The following is a 20,739-nucleotide window of genomic DNA, read 5'->3' on the forward strand; positions in this document are numbered from 1 at the left end:
CCGCCTAATTAGAACGGACGATCGAATTGAAAATTAAACGATTTTTTGCAAAAGATATGCGAACCGCACTGCTCCAAGTTAAAGAAGAACTTGGTTCAGAAGCGGTGATCATGTCTAACAAAAAGGTCGCAGGTGGCGTTGAAATTGTAGCCGCTATTGATGGCGAATCTAGTCCATCGACAGCCAGCTCAAAACTCAATAAGCCTCAGCAGCCTACGCAAAGTCAATATACCCAAATGGCAGCGCCAGCCGCTTCCGCTGGGCGTCGTCAGTTAGATGATGACAAAGTTAGTCTACAGTCGAGTGCTGAAGGCGGACGTTCAATGACTAAGCGCTTCGCTAACATGCTTAAGCAATATAGCCATGGCGCAGACGACGAACCGCAACACCGAGCTGAAAATGAAGACTCGTTATCCGCGTTGCTTAACCGCCAGTCTGGTAGTAATCGATCGCTAGGAAATCAGCAACCTCTCGGTAACCAACAATCTCTCGGTAATCATCAGCCTCGTAGCGGTGGCAACGTAGATTCAGCTTTTGCTCGCGAGTCTGGTTTGTCTAAATTGATTGCTGAAGATCGCAGAGTAGAGCGTCCAGCTCCTCGCTTAGATCCTACTCGCTACGATCGTGGCCGTGATCCTGGTCAGTCGAAAGGTTCAGATACCGAAATGGAAACGATGCGCGAAGAGATGACCTCAATTCGCCGTCTGTTAGAGCATCAAGTCTCTGGGCTGATGTGGCAAGAAGTCGAACGTCGCGAACCTTTGCGAGCGATGCTTATCAAGCGCCTAGAACGTATGGGTGTTTCGGCAGAACTTGCCGATCAAATGGCTTGCTACATTCCAGAAGACACAAAACCAGCACGAGCATGGAAAGCCTTGCTTGCTCTGGTCGCTGATCAAATCTCTGTGACACAAAAAGATATTTTAAAACGCGGTGGTATTGTGGCCTTACTTGGCCCGACTGGCGTAGGTAAAACAACTACCGTTGCTAAGCTCGCAGCCCGTGCAGCAATGGAGTACGGTGCAGACAACGTTGCGCTAGTGACAACAGACACATATCGCATAGGTGCACATGAGCAGTTATCGATTTATGGTCGAATTATGGGTTGTCCTGTAAGAGTTGCTAAAGATTCTAGTGAACTGGCCGATGTAATATATCAATTACGTAATCGTCGCCTGATTCTGGTTGATACTGCAGGTATGGGACAGCGAGATGTGCGTCTATCTGAGCAGTTAGACACATTGATGCAAGAGAGTGGTTCCGTTATCAATAGCTACCTTGTGTTGCCGGCAACTGCGCAACGTAAAGTGCTGCAAGAAACCATTGAACACTTTAGAAGAATCCCGTTGTCAGGATGTATCCTGACTAAGCTGGATGAATCGCTCAGTTTGGGTGAGTTCATCAGTGTGGTAATACAAAATGCATTACCAGTTGCTTACATAGCAAATGGTCAACGAGTTCCTGAGGATATCGTTATAGCTCAGCCAAAGTACATGATTGCTAAGGCGAATGAGTTATTAGAGAAATCTACAGAGAATGAACCTCATTACTGGAATAGCGATTCTGAAGGACTCTAGGCGGCGGATAAATATGAATGAAAATATGATACATGATCAAGCTAGCGGCCTCCGTCGCTTAACGAAGCCTTCAATCACGAAAGTTATCGCTGTAACTGGCGGTAAGGGTGGGGTAGGTAAATCTAATGTGACGTTAGGTATGGCTATTTGCATGGCTCGCCAAGGCAAAAAAGTCATGGTACTGGATGCCGATTTAGGATTGGCTAACGTCGACATCATGCTGGGCATTCGCTCTAAACGAAACCTAGGACATGTTTTGGCGGGTGAGTGTGAACTTAAGGATGCGATTGTCGAAGGGCCGTACGGAATTAAGATAATTCCAGCGACATCGGGTACACAAAGCATGACTGAACTTTCACATGCTCAACATGCTGGTTTGATTCGAGCGTTCGGTTCTCTTGAAGACGAGATGGATATCTTGCTAGTCGATACGGCAGCAGGCATCTCGGATATGGTGATTAGCTTTTCAAGAGCGGCGCAAGATGTCGTGGTTGTGGTCTGTGATGAACCAACTTCGATTACTGATGCCTATGCCTTGATTAAGCTCTTGAGCCGAGAGCACCAAGTTCAGCGATTCAAAATCGTTGCAAATATGGTCAGAAGCTATCGCGAAGGCCGAGAATTATTTGCAAAGTTGACTTTGGTCACAGAGCGTTTCTTGAATGTGAGCCTCGAACTCGTAGCATGTATTCCTTTAGATGATAAAGTACGTCAATCAGTCAAGAGACAGAAAATCGTAGTAGATGCGTTCCCTCGCTCCCCTGCGGCGTTGGCAATCAGCTCATTAGCAAATAAAGCATTGACGTGGCCAATACCAAAAACACCAAGTGGACATTTGGAATTTTTTGTTGAAAGGCTGCTGAACCGTACTGAATTTGTAGAGGAACCATTTGGTGAATAAAGCGCTTACCTACGATCAGCATGCAAATCTCAATAGCCAGCAGGCTTTTTTTGAGAAGTACTCTGTGTTGGTTAAACGTATCGCTCATCACTTGTTGGGGCGATTGCCGCCTAATGTATTGGTTGATGACTTAATTCAAGCTGGCATGATTGGCTTGATTGAAGCGCAACAAAACTATGATGGTACGAAAGGCGCAAGCTTTGAGACGTATGCAGGTATTCGAATTCGTGGCGCTATGTTGGATGACATTCGCCGTGGTGATTGGGTGCCAAGATCGGTCCATAAAAATAATCGAGAAATCAGCAGTGCGATTGCAGAACTGGAGAGTGTTCTTAATCGAGACCCAAGTGATGCCGAAGTGGCAAAACACATGGGACTCAGTTTAGATCAGTATCACAGTGCTTTAACCGATATTAACTGCTCAAGATTGGTCGGTATCGAAGATTTAGGCGTCTCGGATGATGTCATATCTCCGAATGAAGACTCTCAAGACAATACGCCTTTTCAAGGGGTTGCTGATGAGTCATTCCGCCAAGCTTTGATCGATTCGATAAAACAACTTCCAGAAAGGGAAGGCCTCGTGCTTTCACTTTATTACGACGAAGAACTCAATTTAAAAGAGATTGGGGAAGTGTTAGGTGTCAGCGAATCTCGTGTCAGCCAAATACTGAGCCAATCTATGCAGCGTCTACGCACTAAGTTAAGTGCTTGGACACAGAACGACTAACAACACTGGTTTTATTCAGTGGAGGCTAATTTGAACAAAAACATGAAAATTCTCATTGTTGACGACTTTTCAACGATGCGCCGAATTGTTAAAAACCTACTACGCGATTTAGGTTTCAACAACACTCAAGAAGCAGACGATGGCTTGACCGCGTTACCAATGCTGAAAAAAGGCGAATTTGATTTCGTGGTAACTGACTGGAACATGCCTGGTATGCAAGGTATTGACCTGTTAAAACACGTTCGTGCAGACGCAGAACTTAAGCACCTTCCAGTGCTTATGATCACGGCAGAAGCGAAACGTGAACAGATCATCGAAGCTGCTCAAGCGGGTGTTAATGGTTACATTGTGAAGCCTTTCACAGCGGCAACTCTGAAAGAGAAACTTGATAAGATTTTTGATCGCTTATAAGCGTCAATAATAACCTGTTTTTAGGCGCTTCTAGAGAAACACTCACTATTAAGTTTGTTGTTTACCTTAATAGTCGAAGCGTCACAAAGTATGCGGAGTAAGGCCGAACTCAGGATGATTTCATTAGAACAAGCAAAAAAATTAGTAGAGCTGCTTGAAAACGACGAGCAGCAAGGTGCTGATTCTCTTGTTAGAAGCATTTACGAAGATAATTTTAGTCTTCAAGACAATCCAATGCTTCAAGAAATAGGAAGTCTGACTCGCGACCTCCATGACTCTTTGGCTCAATTCAATTTCGATGAACGCATCAGCGTTATCGCAAATGATGAAATCCCTGATGCTAGGGATCGCCTTCAATATGTCATTGATAAAACGGAAGTTGCAGCAAACAAGACGATGGACGCAGTCGATCGTTGTATGCCAATAGCAGGCAACCTACACGAGTGTTTACTTCAAGTAAGGCCTCAATGGAATGAACTGATGCATGGCCGCATTGAGCTGGCACAATTTAAAGCTTTATGTCACCGCATTGATGGATTACTTGTCCAAGTAGAAGGCGATAGTACTGAACTACGTGGACAACTGACTGAAATCTTGATGGCTCAGGATTTCCAAGATTTAACTGGGCAGATCATTAGCAAAGTTATTACCTTGGTAAATGAGGTTGAAGGACGTTTGGTAGAGATTCTCACGGTATTCGGTGCGAATCAGATAGAGCCAACTCCAGAGAAAGAGAAGAAAGCATCTATTGCTCCTGAGGGTCCAATCATGAACCCAGAAGCGCGCGAAGACGCTGTGGCATCTCAAGATGAAGTCGACGATTTGTTATCCAGTCTTGGATTTTAAAGGTAACGTATGAGCTACGATTTAGACGAAGATATTCTTCAGGACTTTTTAGTCGAAGCAGGAGAGATACTTGAACTCCTATCAGAACAATTGGTAGAGCTTGAGAATAACCCTGACGACAAAGACCTATTAAATGCTATTTTCCGTGGTTTCCATACAGTAAAAGGTGGTGCTGGTTTCCTAGCATTGACTGAGCTGGTGGATACTTGTCATGGTGCTGAGAATGTGTTCGACATTCTAAGAAATGGCCAACGCAGCGTAACATCAGGTTTGATGGACACGATGCTACAGGCTCTCGATACAGTTAATGTACAGTTTCGAGCCGTGCAAGATCAGGAAGCTTTAGTACCCGCTGACCAATCTTTATTGGATGAACTTCATCGTCTCTGCAAACCAGAGGCTGCTGATGAAGTCGCGCCAGCACCTGTTATCCCTGAACCTATTGTTGCTGCGCCTGAGCCTGTTGTAGAAAGCTCTAGTATCAGTGCATCTTCAGTGGATGATATCTCTGAAGATGAGTTTGAACGCCTACTTGATGAACTTCATGGTAAAGGCGGCTCACCAACAGCAGCTTCTGCACCAACTCCGCCGCCAGCGCCCGCTGCACCTCAGCCAGTTGCTGACAGTGGTGATATTACTGATGACGAATTTGAAAAGTTATTAGATGAGCTGCACGGTGCCGGTAAGAGTCCGACAGCGGCAAGTTCAACGCCTCCACCGCCACCACCTCCTGTTGCTGCTCCAGTTTCGGCGATGTCTGAAGGCGATGACCTGATGACGGACGAAGAGTTTGAGAAGTTACTTGATCAGTTACATGGTTCAGGTAATGGCCCGTCGATTGAAGAGCTAGATGCTGCAACTAAGCCTGCTGATGTAAAAGCTGCTTCTGTTGCACCTGCACCACAAGTCGCGCCTAAGCCACAGCCAGCAACTCCTGCTGTTGCGAAACCTGCTGCTAAAGCTGAACCTAAGCCGAATGTTCCAGCTAAGAAGCAACAAGCAGAAGCAACGGTTCGTGTTGATACATCAACTCTCGATACCATCATGAACATGGTGGGTGAGTTGGTATTGGTTCGTAACCGACTGGTGAGTTTAGGCTTAAACAGCAACGACGAAGAAATGGCGAAAGCTGTATCGAATTTAGACGTTGTTACCGCAGATCTTCAAGGCGCGGTAATGAAGACTCGTATGCAGCCGATCAAGAAAGTTTTTGGTCGTTTCCCACGAGTTGTCCGCGACCTTGCTCGTAGTTTGAAGAAAGACATTGTTCTTGAAATGCGCGGTGAAGAAACGGATCTTGATAAGAATTTAGTAGAAGCACTTGCCGATCCACTGATTCACTTAGTGAGAAACTCTGTGGACCACGGTATTGAGATGCCTGAAGCTCGTATTGCGGCTGGCAAATCACAAACAGGTAAAGTGATCCTGTCTGCCTCGCAAGAAGGTGACCATATTGAGTTGGCTATCGTTGATGACGGTGGCGGTATGGACCCTGATAAGCTTCGTGCTATTGCGGTTAAACGTGGTCTGATGGACGAAGACGCAGCGTCTCGCTTATCGAACAAAGAGTGTTTCAATCTTATTTTTGCACCTGGCTTCTCAAGCAAAGAGCAAATTTCAGATATCTCTGGCCGTGGTGTAGGTATGGACGTTGTGAAAACAGCGATCAATACACTGAATGGCTCGATCGATATCGATTCTGAAATGGGTCAAGGCACCAAGATTACGATCAAGGTTCCACTGACGCTTGCGATTCTACCAACCTTGATGGTCGGTGTTGCGGGTCACCCATTCGCATTGCCATTGGCTTCTGTGAACGAAATTTTCCACTTAGACCTCAGCCGTACTAACGTGGTTGATGGCCAGTTGACTATCATCGTTCGTGATAAATCTATCCCGTTGTTCTACTTGCAAAATTGGCTTGCACCAAAAGCCGGTATTGTTGAACTACGCAAAGGACATGGTCACGTTGTTATCGTTCAGCTTGGCAGCCAAAGAGTTGGTTTTGTTGTCGATACGCTGATTGGCCAAGAAGAAGTCGTTATCAAGCCACTTGATAAGTTGTTGCAAGGTACGCCAGGTATGGCAGGCGCGACAATTACAAGTGATGGACACATTGCATTGATTCTCGATGTGCCTGACTTGTTGAAGCAGTACGCTGCAGCATCAAGAATTTAATTTAAGGATAAATATGGCGATTAAAGTATTAGTCGTTGATGATTCGAGCTTTTTCCGCCGTCGCGTAAGCGAGATCATCAACTCAGAGGCTCGCCTAGAAGTCATCGATGTAGCTGTAAATGGTAAAGAAGCGGTTGAAAAAGCAAAGAAGCTAAGACCTGACGTCATTACTATGGACATCGAAATGCCTGTCATGGACGGCATCACCGCCGTTCGTGAAATTATGGCCGCGTCTCCAACGCCTATTTTGATGTTTTCATCGTTAACGCATGATGGTGCTAGAGCTACATTGGATGCGTTAGATGCCGGAGCTCTGGATTTCTTACCTAAGAAGTTCGAAGACATCGCTCGAAACCGTGACGATGCTGTCGCTCTGCTTCAACAACGTGTGATTCAAATTGCCGCGAAGCGTGCATTCATGCGTCGTGTGCCTGTTGCTCCTCGAGCAACGGCAGCAACAACGACGTCGACACCTTCATCGCTACGTCAAACAACTTCAGCGGCAACGCCTGCTGCGAAGCCTGTTGTTGCATCGACTGCAAAATTTAGAGCGTCAGGTAAAAAGTACCAGTTAACTGCCATTGGTACGTCGACTGGCGGTCCTGTTGCACTACAGAAGATTTTGACTCGCATTCCAGCTCACTATCCACATCCGATTGTGTTGGTTCAGCATATGCCGGCTACCTTTACCGCTGCGTTTGCAAGCCGACTGAATACCTTGTGTAAGATTGAAGTTCGCGAAGCGCAAGACGGAGATGTGTTGAAACCTGGAGTGGCTTATCTTGCTCCCGGTGGTAAACAGATGATGATTGATGGCCGTGCAGGATCTGCTCGCTTGAGAATTATCGACGGCGGCGACCGAATGAATTACAAGCCTTGTGTGGATGTCACATTCGGTTCTGCTGCGAAGATCTACGGTGACAAAGTCTTATCTATGATACTGACTGGTATGGGCGCTGATGGTCGAGAAGGTTCACGTATGTTAAAAACTGCGGGCTCGACGATTTGGGCACAAGACGAAGATAGCTGTGTTGTATACGGTATGCCTCAAGCTGTAGCAAAAGCTGGCATTTCTACTGAAGACCTACCTCTAGACCGCATTGCGGAAAGGATTCTGGTTGAAGTTGGCTTAGCTTAGGTAAATCGACATGATTGTTTGGAGTGTTGCAAACCAAAAAGGTGGTGTTGGTAAAACAACCACGACAGTGACCTTGGCAGGCTTACTTGCCTTGAAAGGGCACCGTGTTCTATTGGTTGATACCGATCCACATGCATCACTAACCACTTATCTGGGTTACGACTCAGATACAGTGGAGTCGAGTTTGTTTGATCTGTTTCAGTTGCGTGAGTTTAATGCTCAGACGGTAAGACCGTTGCTGTTACAAACGGAAGTCGAAGGCATCGATATTATCCCTGCACATATGTCGCTCGCGACATTAGACCGTGTAATGGGTAATCGCAGTGGAATGGGGTTAATTTTAAAGCGTGCGCTTGCCGCTTTGAAAGACGACTATGATTATGTACTGATCGATTGTCCGCCGATTCTTGGCGTGATGATGGTCAACGCATTGGCAGCCAGTGATCGTATCTTGATCCCAGTCCAGACTGAGTTTTTAGCAATGAAAGGGCTGGAGCGCATGATCCGCACTCTGACCATCATGCAAAAATCTCGAAAAACACCGTTTAAAGTGACGGTGGTACCGACGATGTATGACAAGCGAACCAAAGCTTCATTACAGACGTTAACTCAGCTGAAAGAAGATTATCCAAATCAAGTTTGGGCGTCTGCTGTCCCTATTGACACTAAGTTTAGAGATGCAAGCCTAAAGCGCTTACCAGCATCTCATTTTGCATCGGGTAGTCGTGGTGTATTTGCTTACAAACAGCTGCTTATTTATCTCGAAAGGCTGGCGATAAATGAGCGCGAATAACGAATCAACAATGGCGCGACCAAGCTTATCGAGTGAACAAGCACTTGATGATTACTTTACTGCGCTGTTAGGCGATGAAGTTCTGGATTCTGACGAATTTGTTGTTGACGAGTCTAACGATGAGTCATCATCTGCAGAGCCAGAGCCAGAGCCAGAGCCAGAGCCAGAGCCAGAGCCAGAGCCAGAGCCAGAGCCAGAGCCAGAGCCAGAGCCAGAGCCAGAGCCAAAACGTTCTAGTTACTCCACCTATGCAGAATTGCGACAAGCGGAGTTTGAGGTTCCAAACCTTGAGGATGTACAAAAACTGCTGAGTCGTTTAGAAGCGACGAATGTGGTTGATGAACTGAATCTTGATGAATTAATGGATCAAAACACACAGAAAATTGCTCAGCACGCAGACATGCAAATGTTTGATGCTGCCGTTGAATCCGTTCAGCTTTCTGTAGAACCTGAAATTCAAGACTGGAATCTCCCAGAGCCTGATTTATCAATGGCTGTTGAGCAAGCTATCGAGCCGACAATTGAGTCACCAATAGCTGAAGAGTCGCACGTCGAAGCTCAGCAAGACGAAACGAACACTGAAAAGCCAGAGATTGAATCGGTCAGTGAACCAGAGGTTGAGCTTGAAACTCAATCTGGCGGCATTGAGCGGTTTACGTCTTGGGAAAGTACAGCTCGAACAGAAGATTTTCAGGTACTGTATTTTGATGTCAACGGGGTAACTTTTGCGGTTCCTCTTGATGAACTGGGTGGTATTCATCGCCTTGAAGAGTTAAGCCATTTGATTGGTAAGCCTGCTTGGTATTTGGGTTTGCAAACAAACCGAGAGAGTCAGTTAGATGTTGTCGACACCGCAAAATGGGTGATGTCTGAGAAACTAACGAATGATGAATACAAAGAGAACTATCAATATATAGTCATGCTCGGAGAAAGCTTGTGGGGGCTTGCCGGCACTGAGCTGAAAGGCACCGAACTTCTCAATACAGATAAAGTACGTTGGCGAGAAATGGCAGGGAAAAGGCCTTGGCTCGCTGGTATGGTAAAAGAAAAAATGTGTGCTTTGATTCACGTCGAAGCATTGATCGCCATGCTAAACGCAGGGCTAGATGTAAAAGCATTAAGCTAGTAATAAGCATTAGGCTAACAACAAGCATCAAGTTAACAATAGTGGTCGGTAACGACGGCAAGAGGATTAAATATGTCTCATATGAGTGAAATTGAAGTAAGAAAAGACCCAACTAATGATGAAGTACTTCAATGGGTGACATTCCAGCTAGAAGAAGAAACTTACGGCATTAATGTTATGCAGGTACGTGAAGTACTTCGCTACAGCGAAATAGCTCCAGTACCGGGTGCTCCAGACTACGTTCTAGGTATTATCAACCTACGTGGTAATGTTGTGACTGTTATCGACACTCGTTCTCGCTTTGGTTTGATGCAAGGTGAAATCACAGACAACACTCGTATCATCGTTATTGAATCTGAGCGTCAAGTCATTGGTATCTTAGTGGATAGTGTTGCTGAAGTGGTTTACCTACGCTCTTCTGAAATCGACACGACTCCAAGTGTTGGTACTGACGAAAGTGCTAAGTTCATCCAAGGTGTAAGCAACCGTGATGGCAAGCTGCTTATCTTAGTAGATCTAAACAAACTACTAAGCGAAGACGAATGGGATGAGATGGCTCACCTGTAATGTTTGAAGCGCTTCCTTTGAGTCCTGCGGTGTTAATTGCAGGAGTCGGCGTGTTTACGTTGTTCATCTTGATTTTGCTTAGCAAAGTGAAAAGTGCTATTCAAAAACAGGTAGATCAATCACGCCTTCAAGTTCGTAATTTGGACAAAGAGCTGCAAAAATCGAGTAAGCAATTACTTGAGGTTCGTTCTGTTGTTCTTGGTCTTGGTCAAAAAGTGACTGAGCAGCAAGATGTGATTAAGCATTTGAATGAGCGTATTGTTGAACTCGAACACGCTGATACTGATGGTCGTTTGTACACACGAGCAACCAAAATGGTTCAGCTTGGTGCTGGGATCAACGAACTGATTGAAGAATGCGAATTGCCAAAAGCGGAAGCTGAGCTAATGATGTCTCTGCAGAATAAGCTTGCAGGCAAAGAGAAGATTCCTTCATTAAGAAGTAATCCGTCATCTTTTGATGAACAGCCTTCTTCTCACGATCGCAAGCCTCCACCTCGACGTCGTTAAATTGAGCGCTCAATCCGTATTAATATTCAGATGTTTATTATGTACTCCTCTTAAAAAGAAGCTTCGGCTTCTTTTTTTATGTCTGTCGCTTTATTTATAGAACGATGTTTATAAGTGCTTGTATCTAGAGCAATATCTGCTTCAAGAATAAAAATGTGTAAATTGTGATGCGGTAGTAACAGTTTCTTACGGAGTTTGTTCCCTCGAAAACGCCTAGTCCTGTTTTGTGACCTTGTTGGTGTGCTACTATAGCCCTCTCATTACTCGACTAAATTTACCTATGCTAGAAGTCTCTAATTTAACTGCTATTCGTGACGACAGGGTTCTATTTGAATCGTTGTCTTTTCAGCTAAAACCTGGCGAACTGGTTCAAGTTGAAGGTCGTAACGGTACTGGAAAAACGACACTCCTGAGGATCATCACTGGCTTAGGTGACCGTGATGAAGGCACTATCTCTTGGGATGGTAGCTCTATTGAGTCGAGTCGAGACATTTATCATCAGAACCTTCTGTTTCTTGGGCACCAAACGGGTGTTAAGCGCGAACTTAGTGCGTATGAGAACCTTAGTTTTTATCAATCGATTCATAACGCTGATACAACTAAGGAAGAGCTCTATCATGCCTTGACTCAAGTGGGTCTGGCTGGAAGAGAAGATGTCCCTGCAGGTCAACTTTCAGCAGGTCAACAACGCCGTGTTGCGTTGGCACGTCTTTGGTTGAGTAAGCAAATGTTATGGATTTTAGATGAACCACTGACTGCAATTGATAAGCAGGGTGTCAAAGTTCTGGAATCTCTTTTTTCTCAGCATGCGGATAATGGTGGCATTGTGTTATTGACCACTCACCAAGATATGTTTGCTGACAGCCCGAAACTAAGAAAAATAAAGTTGGGTGAGTAATATGATCTCTTCAATGACAATGATCATTCGACGCGAATTGCTTATCGCATTTCGCCGTCAAGCGGATATTTTTAACCCTCTGTGGTTTTTCATCATTGTAATCACCCTTTTCCCGTTAAGTATTGGGCCTGAGCCAAACTTACTCGCACGCATTGCAGCAGGCATCGTTTGGGTTGCCGCTTTACTTTCTGCATTGCTCTCTTTAGAGCGTTTGTTTCGCGATGATTTTCAAGATGGCGCCCTTGAGCAGATGATGCTGATGCCCATCCCGTTGCAGTTGGTAGTATTGTCCAAGGTCATAGCACACTGGTTATTGACCGGGTTACCATTAATTTTGATTAGTCCTCTATTGGCTGTATTACTGTCTTTGGATTTCGATACCTGGCTGTCGGTTGTTTTAACGTTATTGGTCGGTACGCCTGCATTGAGCTTTATTGGTGCGATTGGGGTAGCTTTAACGGTAGGGCTTCAGAAAGGTGGTGTGCTTTTAAGCCTGCTTATTTTACCGCTTTATATCCCAATTCTTATATTTGCTACATCAGCGATTGATGCGGCAGCACTAGGTGTTGCGTATAACGGACAGTTAGCAGTGTTAGGGGCGATGTTAATGGGCACAATGACGCTTACCCCATTTGCTATCAGCGCAGCACTGAGAGTGAGTGTTAACTAGTTAATTATCTGATTAAAACTAGCTAACTAAGCGCTCACTTCCACTTTGTTTGTTCAGAGTGAACTAATTAAAACTTTCAAACTCATAGAGTCACTGGAAAAGATACAAGCCAACTAAATTATAATAATTATAGCTGTGATAGCTGTAAGCAATATGAAGTAAGAGTGAGATTACAACATGTGGAAATGGCTCCATCCCTATGCCAAAGCAGAAACGTCTTATCAGCTCGCTGGTAAACTTTTGCCATGGTTCTCTATCCTAGCGCTATTGTGTCTATCCGTCGGTACTGTATGGGGGCTCGCGTTCGCACCTTCAGATTACCAACAAGGTGATAGTTTCCGAATCATCTACATCCATGTTCCGTCAGCAATTTGGTCTATGGGCGTATACATGTCTATGGCGATTGCTGCCTTTATCGGTTTGGTATGGCAAGTCAGACTGTCTGAAATGGCTGCGTTGGCAATGGCTCCGATTGGTGCTGTGTTTACTTTTATCGCGCTATTAACGGGTGCGGTTTGGGGTAAACCAATGTGGGGTGCTTGGTGGGTTTGGGATGCACGTTTAACCTCAGAGCTGATTCTACTATTCCTATATTTGGGTGTGATTGCATTACACCACGCCTTTGATGACCAAAAAACAGCGGCAAAAGCGGCGGGTATTTTGGCTATCGTAGGTGTTATCAACCTGCCGATTATTCACTTCTCTGTTGAGTGGTGGAACACTCTACATCAGGGCGCGACAATCACTAAGTTTGATCAGCCTTCTATTTCAAATGACATGTTATGGCCGCTTCTTCTGAACATATTCGGTTTCGCCTTCTTCTTTGGTGCAGTCACTATGGTGCGTTTTAGAAACGAAATCATCAGTAAAGAAAGTCACCGTCCGTGGGTTCGTAAACTTGCGGCTGATAAAGCGTAGTAGGGTAGGTAATTATGTATTTTGAATCTCTGAGTGATTTCTTTGCCATGGGTGGCTACGCCTCATATGTATGGAGTGCATTTGGAATCACATTCCTTGCGATGATCGTCTTACTGGTAGTAAGTGTTCGTCGTGGTAAGCAATTACTAACTGAAGTACAAGCGAAGATTGATCGTCAAGCTCGTATCGATGCAGCAAAAAATATGGAGAACACTCTATGAACCCAAGACGCAAAAAGAGGCTGGGCATTGTCTTAGCGATCTTTTTTGGTATCAGTGCAACTGTTGGATTAATGGTTTATGCACTTAACCAGAACATGGATCTGTTCTACACGCCAACTGAGCTTGTTAATGGCAAAGACGGTAAAAAACCTGAAGTTGGCCAACGCCTACGTATTGGTGGCATGGTTGTAGTCGGTTCTGTAAGCCGTGACAACGAATCACTACGTGTAAGCTTTGATTTGAAAGATGTTGGCCCTAAAGTAACGATTTTATACGATGGCATTCTTCCTGATCTTTTCCGCGAAGGGCAAGGTATTGTTGCTCAAGGCGTTCTAAAAGATGCGACAACAATTGAAGCGTTCGAAGTATTAGCGAAACATGATGAAGAGTACATGCCTTCTGAAGTTGCTGAAGCAATGAAGAAAACCCATGAGCCAATGCAGTACTCGACAGAACAAAAAGAAGGAAGTGCTCAATGATAGCCGAGATCGGCCACTTTGCCATGATCCTGTCCCTAGGGCTGGGATTGCTTTTGAGTGTGCTCCCCCTCTATGGAGCCTCTCGAAATAACACTTTATTGATGAATAGTGCACGACCGTTGTCGTGGGGTATGTTCGGATTCCTAGCGATTTCGTTTTTCATCTTGTGTTACGCGTTTTACACCAATGATTTTACGATTCAATACGTAGCAAGTAACTCAAACAGCCAACTTCCTTGGTACTATCGCATTACTGCGGTTTGGGGCGCTCACGAAGGCTCTTTATTACTTTGGGTTCTAATCCAAGCGGGTTGGACGGTTGCTGTTGCTACGTTTAGCCGCGGTATGCCTCAAGAGTCTGTGGCTCGCGTACTTGCAATCATGGGTTTGATTACTGTCGGCTTCTTGCTGTTCATTATCATAACGTCTAACCCGTTCTTACGTACGCTGCCTTTCTTCCCTGTCGATGGCCGTGACTTAAACCCACTATTGCAAGATCCGGGTTTGATCATTCACCCGCCAATGCTTTACATGGGTTACGTAGGTTTCTCGGTAGCGTTCTCTTTTGCTATTGCCTCTCTAATGAGTGGCCGTTTAGATACGGCATGGGCTCGTTGGTCTCGTCCTTGGACAATCGCTGCTTGGTTATTCCTAACAGTAGGTATCGCACTAGGTTCATGGTGGGCTTACTACGAACTTGGCTGGGGTGGCTGGTGGTTCTGGGATCCAGTAGAAAACGCTTCATTCATGCCTTGGTTGGCTGGTACTGCACTGATGCACTCACTAGCGGTAACCGAAAAGCGTGGCACATTTAAAGCTTGGACAGTATTGCTGGCTATCTCTGCATTCTCACTAAGCTTACTAGGTACGTTCCTAGTTCGTTCGGGCATCTTGGTATCGGTTCACGCATTCGCGTCAGATCCTGCTCGTGGTATGTTTATTCTAGGTTTCCTAGTGTTCGTTATCGGTGGTTCTCTGTTGTTGTTCGCTGTTAAAGGCGCATCGGTTCGTGTCCGTGGTAACTTCGATTTAGTTTCTCGAGAAAATGCACTACTCGGCAACAACATATTATTGATTGCTGCGTTAGTGGTTGTGTTAGTGGGTACATTGCTTCCACTAGTTCATAAGCAGTTAGGTTTGGGCTCGGTTTCAATCGGTGCTCCATTCTTTGATATGTTGTTCTTCTGGTTAATGATTCCGTTCTCGTTCCTATTGGGTATCGGTCCACTGATTCGTTGGAAGCGTGACAACCTGTCTAAGCTTATTAAGCCCATGTTGGTTTCAGGTATCTTCTCGCTAGGTTTAAGTGCGCTAATGGTGACACTGCTGGCTGACCGCTTCAGTGGTACTGCTTTTGCTGGTTGGGTTATGGCGTTCTGGATCTTCTTCATGCACGGCTTTGAGCTGCATGAACGTGCGACTCACCGTCATACCTTCATGAAAGGTCTAACTAAACTGCCTCGTAGCCATTGGGCGATGATCTGTGGCCATATTGGTTTAGCTGTGACAGTGATCGGTATCGCGATGGTGCAAAACTACAGTATTGAACGTGATGTTCGTCTGGCACCTGGCGAAAGCTACCAACTTGAAGAGTACGATTTTCTATTCACTGGTGTTCGTGACAAAGATGGCCCTAACTACGATGGTTACATCGCTGACTTTGAAATTACCAAAGAAGGCAAATACATCAACACGCTTCACGCTGAAAAACGTTTCTACACTACAGCTAAGTCTATGATGACTGAAGCGGCGATTGATCGTGGCGTAACACGCGACCTTTATATCGCAATGGGTGAGCGTTTAGACGACAACAAGTCTTGGGCTGTTCGTATCTACTACAAACCGTTTGTACGTTGGATCTGGGCGGGTTCTTTGATCATGTCGATTGGTGGCGTAATTGCAATCAGTGACCGTCGTTACCGTTTCCGTAAGCCAACGAAAAAGTCGGCTCAAGAGCAGGAGGCCTAATGAACAAGAAGATTTTATTTGTTCCACTGATTGCTTTTATGATTCTAGCTGGAGTCTTTGCAACCCAACTGATGCGTAACCAGTCGGGAGATGATCCGACTAAACTGGAATCGGTATTGATTGGTAAGCAAGTGCCTGAATTTGGCCTAGAGGATTTGGAACAACCTGGAAAGTTTCATGATCAAGCGATCTTTAAAGGTGAGCCATTGCTGCTTAACGTTTGGGCGACTTGGTGTCCTACTTGCTATGCAGAGCACTCATACTTGAACAAGCTTGCTGATCAAGGCGTTAAAATTATTGGCCTTAATTACAAAGATGATCGCAATAAAGCAGTAGGTTGGTTGAACGAACTGGGCAATCCATACCTGATCAGCTTGTTCGATGGTAATGGCATGCTAGGCCTAGACCTTGGTGTGTATGGCGCACCAGAGACGTTCCTAATTGACGCTAACGGTGTTGTTCGTTACCGCCATGTTGGAGATGTGAATCCAACAAACTGGGCTTCGACACTTGAGCCGATGTACCAAGAGTTATTGGAGGAGGCAAAATGATTAAACAAACACTTGTAGCATTGTTTGCCACATTCGCTATCTCTGCGTCGGTAACAGCTGCGCCTATCGAATTTCATGAGTTTGATACGGTCGATCAAGAGCAACAATTTAAAGATTTGAGCAATACGCTTCGTTGCCCAAAATGTCAGAACAACACTATTGGTGATTCGAACGCGGAACTTGCGGTCGACTTGCGTCAAAAAGTGTATGAGATGACAAAAGATGGCAAGTCTGAACAAGAAATTATTGATTACATGATTGCTCGTTACGGTAACTTTGTAACGTACAACCCGCCACTGACCTTAGCGACATCGATCCTTTGGGTTGGCCCGTTTTCGGTTGTTGTATTAGGTTTTGGTTTGATTGTTTTACGAAGCAGAAAGTCAAAATCGAAAGCAGTAGAGTCCAATAAAGACTGGGATGCAGACAAAGAAGCACGTTTAAAAGCGTTACTCGACGAAGAGAACGACGGAGATAAACAGTAATGACTCTATTTTGGATTTCTACAATTGTCCTTTCGCTAGCTGCAGTTTTATTGATTGTTCTGCCTTTCTTGAACAAGAAAGAAAACAACGATGACGTGCTTCGCGATGAGTTGAATAAAGCCTTCTATAAAGATCGCTTAGTTGAATTAGAAGTAGAAGCGGAAGAAGGCCTTGTTGATAACCAGCAAGAACTGATCGCTGACTTAAAGCAGTCGCTACTTGATGATGTTCCAGCACAAGAAAAGATCAAGAAGACACAAATCTCTACGCTGGGTGTTGTTGTACCATCAGTGATTCTTGTTTTGGTTGTGACCTACGGTATGTACTTTAAATTTGGTGCATTAGATAAGGTTCAGCATTGGCAAGAAGTGAGCGCTAATCTTCCTGCATTGTCTAAAAAGCTGATGTCATCAGAAGGCGGTGCGTTAACGGATGATGAATTGGAAGACCTAACTTTGGCTCTTCGTACTCGTCTTCACTATCAACCAAAAGACTCAACGGGTTGGTTGTTACTGGGCCGTATCGCATTAGCAAATCGCGATGCTGAAACTGCGAAAGATTCAATGGAAAGAGCCTACAAGCTTGAACCTAAGAATGAAGATGTTCAGTTAGGTTTCGCTCAAGCATTGATGCTTTCTCCTGATGAAGCCGATCAAAACCAAGCTCGTTTGATTTTGAGCCGCTTGATTCAAAATGATTACGTTGATCTTCGTGTGTTCTCATTACTAGCGTTCGATTCGTTTGAACGTCAAGACTACCCAGGTGCTGTGAAGTACTGGAGCATCATGCAACAGATGATTGGTCCACAAGACAGTCGCTACGAGATGCTGTCACGCAGTATTGAAAGTGCTCAGAAGAAAATGGGCGACACCATGGGTGTTGACCAAGGTAAGAGTGTTGCAGTAACGCTTGAGCTGTCTGGCGATGTGAATGCTGATCCTAAGTCTGTGTTGGTTGTTTCGGTACATAGAGCCGATGGTTCGCCAATGCCGGTCGCAGCAGCCCGTTACCCATTGGGTTCTTTCCCTCGCACTGTTGTTCTCGATGATGGTAACAGCATGATGGAAGGGGCGAAGTTGTCTAGTCTTGAAACTCTGATGGTTAGAGCTAGGCTTGATACAGATGGTAATGTTTCAACTCGCGATGGTGATTGGTACGGTGAAAGTGAAGTGGTTGAACTGGGTGCTCCAGTGACCATCAACATCAATAAGCAATATTAATCATCACTTTGCATACGTGTTAGCTATTCCGATTTCACGATAAACGGTATAGACTTATGCAAACAATTGAGGCCAGCGATTGCTGGCCTTTTTTATTATATGAATTCCTTATGGAAAAGGTGATATGTCTGTCAGTGTTTTAAGACTCTCGAGTTTACTTTTTATCGCAAGCTTAACGGTGGGCTGTTCTAGCGCGCCAGATGAAAGCACTAATGATAATAACCTCGAAACCTCTGAATACGTCGAAGAGTCCCACCCGAATGACCCTTTCGAAGGGTTCAACCGAGCTATGTGGGATATCAACTACGAATATCTTGATCCTTATTTAGTTCGTCCTGTTTCACTCGCTTATGTTGGCTATACTCCTGTTCCAGTTCGCTCTGGTATCTCAAATTTTTTAGCCAACTTAGATGAACCTGCAAGTATGGTGAACAACTTATTCATGGGTAATGGCGAGAAAGCACTCGATCATTTCAACCGTTTTTGGATTAACTCAACCTTTGGTCTGTTGGGCTTGATTGATATTGCGAGTGAAGCCGGGATCACCAAGTATGATGATAAGTCGTTTTCTGATGCGATTGGTCATTATGGGGTAGGGAATGGGCCGTACTTTATGGTGCCGGGTTATGGTCCTATTACGACTCGTGAAGTGACGGAGCAAGTGGATAGTTTATATGTGCCTTTAGCTCTGTTGAACTTCTGGGCAAGCCTCGGAAAGTGGGCATTTGAAGGTATGGAGACTCGTGCACAGCTAGTTTCTCAAGAAGCTCTGTTGGATGACTCGCCAGATCCGTATGCGTTAACGCGAGATGTTTATATTCAACGTCGTGACTTTAAAGCCGAGATCGAGCCTGAAGAGGTCGACCTTGAAGAAGAAGATTTGATCGATGGTTATCTAGAAGATTACTAGAAATATGATTTAGAAAATCGATAAAAGAAAGGCTCGATATTGAAGCAACATCGAGCCTTTTTATTGTTTGTTACTTTAGATTAAGTAAAACAGATTAGAAGCGGTAGTTAGCTTGGATACCTACTAGCCAGATGCTACCTGTCACTTCACCTTCGAAAGTGCCGCCAAACGGTGCTGATGCCGCATCATCTTCAAGCATCTTCGCATCTTTCGCTAGAATGTAGGTGAAGCCTGCATCTAGAGTTAATTGCTCAGACCATTGATAGCCTGCACCAATGCTTAACCAAGTACGGTCCGTTTCAGGAATCGTCGCAGTACGGTGCTCTTCACTTACGGCTGAAGTATCGTATGCAATACCAGAACGCAAAGCTAACTTAGGCGTCATTTGGTAAGTGGTACCAAGAGCAAAGCGGTAGTTGTCTTCCCAGTTCTCTTCTTTGATTGACACTGATTCCGTTGGGAAATCAGCAACAAGCTCTTTGAAGCTGCTCCAGTTAGTCCAGTTAATGCTCGCGTGAACCGCGACTTTCTCTGTCAATTGGTGGAAACTTGCAAGCTCTGCGGTCGCAGGAAGCGCAAGATCCATTGAGCCATTTCTCTTCTGACCTTGAGGTAATGTGAAGCCTGCGCCCTCTGCATGACCTTCAAGTGTAAGGTCAACTTCTGATTTGTAGGTAAAGCCAAGACGGTTGTTTTCATTGATCTGCCACGCAGTACCTACTTGCCAACCCCAAGCTGTGTCATCGCCTTCCATATATTTTAGAGTGTCGCCTTTTGCTACACCAGCAAGTGGAAACGGAGCCGACGCAACTGCGCCAAAGCTGCCTTCAGCCATGATGTAGCGAATACCGCCACCAATAGAAACGGTTTCTAGTATTTGGTAAGCCGCGTTTAAGTTTAGCTCCATTGTCGTAACACTTGCTTCGTTACCGTGGTTAGCGCCACCGAAGTCTGTACCTAGGTCTGTTTCCATACCGTAGTTAGTACCAGCAGCAAAACCTAATGCAAACTTGTCGTTGTACTTATGAGAAACATAAAAGTTTGGAATTACTGCGCTATGTGCAAAATCGCTAGAGTTAGATGAGGACTTAGCGCCAGTAAAAGCAGACGTAGAAGTGCCATCGATATCAATGTTCGGGTCAACATAGATAGCGCCAACAGAAACTTGTGTGCCTTCTAGGTAAGTAAGAAGAGCAGGGTTACGCCATTGTGAACCAGCGTTGTCTGCGATTGCTGCTTCACCAGCGTATGCACGGCCTAGGCCTGTTGCTGAGTATTCTGCTAGTTGAAAACCTGCCGCTTGAGTGACGGTAGAAGTCGAAAGTAGTCCAACTGCCACTGCAGCAGATAGAAGAGTCTTATTCATTTTCATTATTATGTTCGCTGAATCATAAGTATTTAGTGGCGTGATTCTACGTTTAGAGTTATTACTTTAAAAATGAAATTCGAATAAAACAGTGTTTTAGGGATTTAATGACAAAATGTGACTGATTATTAGGTAAATAGTCTGAATGTTTCGGCTGTGTTGCGAAGTTTGAGCGTACACCTGTAGGCGTATTTTACCTTTGCAGGCTACAGCTGTAAGCCTAAATCGATGTCAGTCAGTGGTTTAGGCAACAAAAAAGGGTCGCATAATGCGACCCTTTG

22 protein-coding genes are annotated in these 20,739 nt (G+C 45.0%); 21 read left to right on the forward strand and 1 reads right to left on the reverse strand.

Annotated elements, in window-relative coordinates:
• Positions 1-26 precede the first annotated feature (26 nt).
• From flhF to QWZ07_RS09880, 21 genes are all read left to right on the forward strand, one after another.
• A complete protein-coding gene (gene flhF / locus QWZ07_RS09780; RefSeq protein WP_192853202.1) occupies positions 27-1,577 on the forward strand; it encodes a flagellar biosynthesis GTPase FlhF in 1,551 nt (516 codons plus the stop codon).
• A gap of 13 nt (positions 1,578-1,590) precedes the next feature.
• Complete coding sequence (locus QWZ07_RS09785; protein WP_102351312.1) at positions 1,591-2,478, forward strand: MinD/ParA family protein; 888 nt, start codon at positions 1,591-1,593, stop codon at positions 2,476-2,478.
• Positions 2,471-3,205, forward strand: coding sequence for an RNA polymerase sigma factor FliA (locus QWZ07_RS09790; protein ID WP_017104840.1), 735 nt, complete (start codon positions 2,471-2,473; stop codon positions 3,203-3,205). The genes QWZ07_RS09785 and QWZ07_RS09790 overlap by 8 nt, the downstream gene beginning before the upstream one ends.
• 42 nt (positions 3,206-3,247) lie before the next feature.
• On the forward strand, positions 3,248-3,616 hold the full coding sequence (gene cheY, locus QWZ07_RS09795) for a chemotaxis response regulator CheY (RefSeq protein ID WP_017104841.1): 369 nt from the start codon (positions 3,248-3,250) through the stop codon (positions 3,614-3,616).
• Positions 3,617-3,730: 114 nt separating this feature from the next.
• On the forward strand, positions 3,731-4,462 hold the full coding sequence (locus QWZ07_RS09800; protein ID WP_192853203.1) for a protein phosphatase CheZ: 732 nt from the start codon (positions 3,731-3,733) through the stop codon (positions 4,460-4,462).
• Positions 4,463-4,471: 9 nt separating this feature from the next.
• Positions 4,472-6,640, forward strand: coding sequence for a chemotaxis protein CheA (locus tag QWZ07_RS09805; protein ID WP_065113384.1), 2,169 nt, complete (start codon positions 4,472-4,474; stop codon positions 6,638-6,640).
• 13 nt (positions 6,641-6,653) lie between these two features.
• Positions 6,654-7,778, forward strand: coding sequence for a protein-glutamate methylesterase/protein-glutamine glutaminase (locus tag QWZ07_RS09810; protein WP_102327885.1), 1,125 nt, complete (start codon positions 6,654-6,656; stop codon positions 7,776-7,778).
• A 10-nt stretch (positions 7,779-7,788) separates the two neighbouring features.
• Positions 7,789-8,571, forward strand: coding sequence for a ParA family protein (locus QWZ07_RS09815; RefSeq protein WP_192853204.1), 783 nt, complete (start codon positions 7,789-7,791; stop codon positions 8,569-8,571).
• Positions 8,558-9,697: a chemotaxis protein CheW gene (locus tag QWZ07_RS09820; protein ID WP_192853205.1), complete on the forward strand. Its 1,140-nt coding sequence runs from the start codon at positions 8,558-8,560 to the stop codon at positions 9,695-9,697. The genes QWZ07_RS09815 and QWZ07_RS09820 overlap by 14 nt, the downstream gene beginning before the upstream one ends.
• Before the next feature lie 72 nt (positions 9,698-9,769).
• Positions 9,770-10,264 carry a chemotaxis protein CheW gene (locus QWZ07_RS09825; protein ID WP_004736225.1) on the forward strand — a complete coding sequence of 165 codons (495 nt, stop codon included), beginning with the start codon at positions 9,770-9,772 and terminating at the stop codon, positions 10,262-10,264.
• A complete protein-coding gene (locus tag QWZ07_RS09830; RefSeq protein WP_017104847.1) occupies positions 10,264-10,773 on the forward strand; it encodes a DUF2802 domain-containing protein in 510 nt (169 codons plus the stop codon). The genes QWZ07_RS09825 and QWZ07_RS09830 overlap by 1 nt, the downstream gene beginning before the upstream one ends.
• 280 nt (positions 10,774-11,053) lie before the next feature.
• Positions 11,054-11,671 carry a cytochrome c biogenesis heme-transporting ATPase CcmA gene (gene ccmA / locus QWZ07_RS09835; protein ID WP_029223446.1) on the forward strand — a complete coding sequence of 206 codons (618 nt, stop codon included), beginning with the start codon at positions 11,054-11,056 and terminating at the stop codon, positions 11,669-11,671.
• Position 11,672: 1 nt separating this feature from the next.
• Positions 11,673-12,341: a heme exporter protein CcmB gene (gene ccmB / locus QWZ07_RS09840; RefSeq protein WP_017104849.1), complete on the forward strand. Its 669-nt coding sequence runs from the start codon at positions 11,673-11,675 to the stop codon at positions 12,339-12,341.
• Between the two features lie 177 nt (positions 12,342-12,518).
• Complete coding sequence (locus QWZ07_RS09845) at positions 12,519-13,259, forward strand: heme ABC transporter permease (RefSeq protein ID WP_017104850.1); 741 nt, start codon at positions 12,519-12,521, stop codon at positions 13,257-13,259.
• A 14-nt stretch (positions 13,260-13,273) separates the two neighbouring features.
• Entirely contained in the window at positions 13,274-13,480 is a 207-nt protein-coding gene (ccmD, locus tag QWZ07_RS09850) for a heme exporter protein CcmD (protein WP_017110117.1), read from the forward strand.
• Positions 13,477-13,959, forward strand: coding sequence for a cytochrome c maturation protein CcmE (gene ccmE, locus QWZ07_RS09855; protein ID WP_017076805.1), 483 nt, complete (start codon positions 13,477-13,479; stop codon positions 13,957-13,959). Before ccmD ends, ccmE begins: the two co-directional genes overlap by 4 nt.
• Positions 13,956-15,926: a heme lyase CcmF/NrfE family subunit gene (locus tag QWZ07_RS09860; RefSeq protein WP_076671144.1), complete on the forward strand. Its 1,971-nt coding sequence runs from the start codon at positions 13,956-13,958 to the stop codon at positions 15,924-15,926. Before ccmE ends, QWZ07_RS09860 begins: the two co-directional genes overlap by 4 nt.
• A complete protein-coding gene (locus tag QWZ07_RS09865; protein WP_065113378.1) occupies positions 15,926-16,477 on the forward strand; it encodes a DsbE family thiol:disulfide interchange protein in 552 nt (183 codons plus the stop codon). The genes QWZ07_RS09860 and QWZ07_RS09865 overlap by 1 nt, the downstream gene beginning before the upstream one ends.
• Positions 16,474-16,962, forward strand: a complete 489-nt coding sequence (locus QWZ07_RS09870) for a cytochrome c-type biogenesis protein (RefSeq protein WP_017110114.1) — start codon at positions 16,474-16,476, stop codon at positions 16,960-16,962. Before QWZ07_RS09865 ends, QWZ07_RS09870 begins: the two co-directional genes overlap by 4 nt.
• A complete protein-coding gene (gene ccmI, locus QWZ07_RS09875) occupies positions 16,962-18,182 on the forward strand; it encodes a c-type cytochrome biogenesis protein CcmI (protein ID WP_065113377.1) in 1,221 nt (406 codons plus the stop codon). The genes QWZ07_RS09870 and ccmI overlap by 1 nt, the downstream gene beginning before the upstream one ends.
• Before the next feature lie 124 nt (positions 18,183-18,306).
• A complete protein-coding gene (locus QWZ07_RS09880) occupies positions 18,307-19,092 on the forward strand; it encodes an MlaA family lipoprotein (protein WP_099166256.1) in 786 nt (261 codons plus the stop codon).
• A 94-nt stretch (positions 19,093-19,186) separates the two neighbouring features.
• On the opposite strand, the gene QWZ07_RS09885 is transcribed toward QWZ07_RS09880, so the two are convergent.
• Positions 19,187-20,464 (reverse strand): outer membrane protein transport protein, encoded by a 1,278-nt coding sequence (locus QWZ07_RS09885; RefSeq protein WP_192853206.1) that lies wholly within the window; start codon positions 20,462-20,464, stop codon positions 19,187-19,189.
• Positions 20,465-20,739: the final 275 nt, after the last annotated feature.

The organism is Vibrio lentus (assembly GCF_030409755.1).
GTDB lineage: Bacteria > Pseudomonadota > Gammaproteobacteria > Enterobacterales > Vibrionaceae > Vibrio > Vibrio lentus.

Coding starts and splice junctions, on each gene's coding strand:
- QWZ07_RS09785 (WP_102351312.1), top strand. CDS start 1,591: ATGAATGAAAATATGATACATGATCAAGCTAGCGGCCTCCGTCGCTTA.
- cheY (WP_017104841.1), top strand. CDS start 3,248: ATGAAAATTCTCATTGTTGACGACTTTTCAACGATGCGCCGAATTGTT.
- QWZ07_RS09800 (WP_192853203.1), top strand. CDS start 3,731: ATGATTTCATTAGAACAAGCAAAAAAATTAGTAGAGCTGCTTGAAAAC.
- QWZ07_RS09805 (WP_065113384.1), top strand. CDS start 4,472: ATGAGCTACGATTTAGACGAAGATATTCTTCAGGACTTTTTAGTCGAA.
- QWZ07_RS09810 (WP_102327885.1), top strand. CDS start 6,654: ATGGCGATTAAAGTATTAGTCGTTGATGATTCGAGCTTTTTCCGCCGT.
- QWZ07_RS09815 (WP_192853204.1), top strand. CDS start 7,789: ATGATTGTTTGGAGTGTTGCAAACCAAAAAGGTGGTGTTGGTAAAACA.
- QWZ07_RS09820 (WP_192853205.1), top strand. CDS start 8,558: ATGAGCGCGAATAACGAATCAACAATGGCGCGACCAAGCTTATCGAGT.
- QWZ07_RS09825 (WP_004736225.1), top strand. CDS start 9,770: ATGTCTCATATGAGTGAAATTGAAGTAAGAAAAGACCCAACTAATGAT.
- QWZ07_RS09830 (WP_017104847.1), top strand. CDS start 10,264: ATGTTTGAAGCGCTTCCTTTGAGTCCTGCGGTGTTAATTGCAGGAGTC.
- ccmA (WP_029223446.1), top strand. CDS start 11,054: ATGCTAGAAGTCTCTAATTTAACTGCTATTCGTGACGACAGGGTTCTA.
- ccmB (WP_017104849.1), top strand. CDS start 11,673: ATGATCTCTTCAATGACAATGATCATTCGACGCGAATTGCTTATCGCA.
- QWZ07_RS09845 (WP_017104850.1), top strand. CDS start 12,519: ATGTGGAAATGGCTCCATCCCTATGCCAAAGCAGAAACGTCTTATCAG.
- ccmD (WP_017110117.1), top strand. CDS start 13,274: ATGTATTTTGAATCTCTGAGTGATTTCTTTGCCATGGGTGGCTACGCC.
- ccmE (WP_017076805.1), top strand. CDS start 13,477: ATGAACCCAAGACGCAAAAAGAGGCTGGGCATTGTCTTAGCGATCTTT.
- QWZ07_RS09860 (WP_076671144.1), top strand. CDS start 13,956: ATGATAGCCGAGATCGGCCACTTTGCCATGATCCTGTCCCTAGGGCTG.
- QWZ07_RS09865 (WP_065113378.1), top strand. CDS start 15,926: ATGAACAAGAAGATTTTATTTGTTCCACTGATTGCTTTTATGATTCTA.
- QWZ07_RS09870 (WP_017110114.1), top strand. CDS start 16,474: ATGATTAAACAAACACTTGTAGCATTGTTTGCCACATTCGCTATCTCT.
- ccmI (WP_065113377.1), top strand. CDS start 16,962: ATGACTCTATTTTGGATTTCTACAATTGTCCTTTCGCTAGCTGCAGTT.
- QWZ07_RS09880 (WP_099166256.1), top strand. CDS start 18,307: ATGTCTGTCAGTGTTTTAAGACTCTCGAGTTTACTTTTTATCGCAAGC.
- QWZ07_RS09885 (WP_192853206.1), bottom strand. CDS start 20,464: ATGAAAATGAATAAGACTCTTCTATCTGCTGCAGTGGCAGTTGGACTA.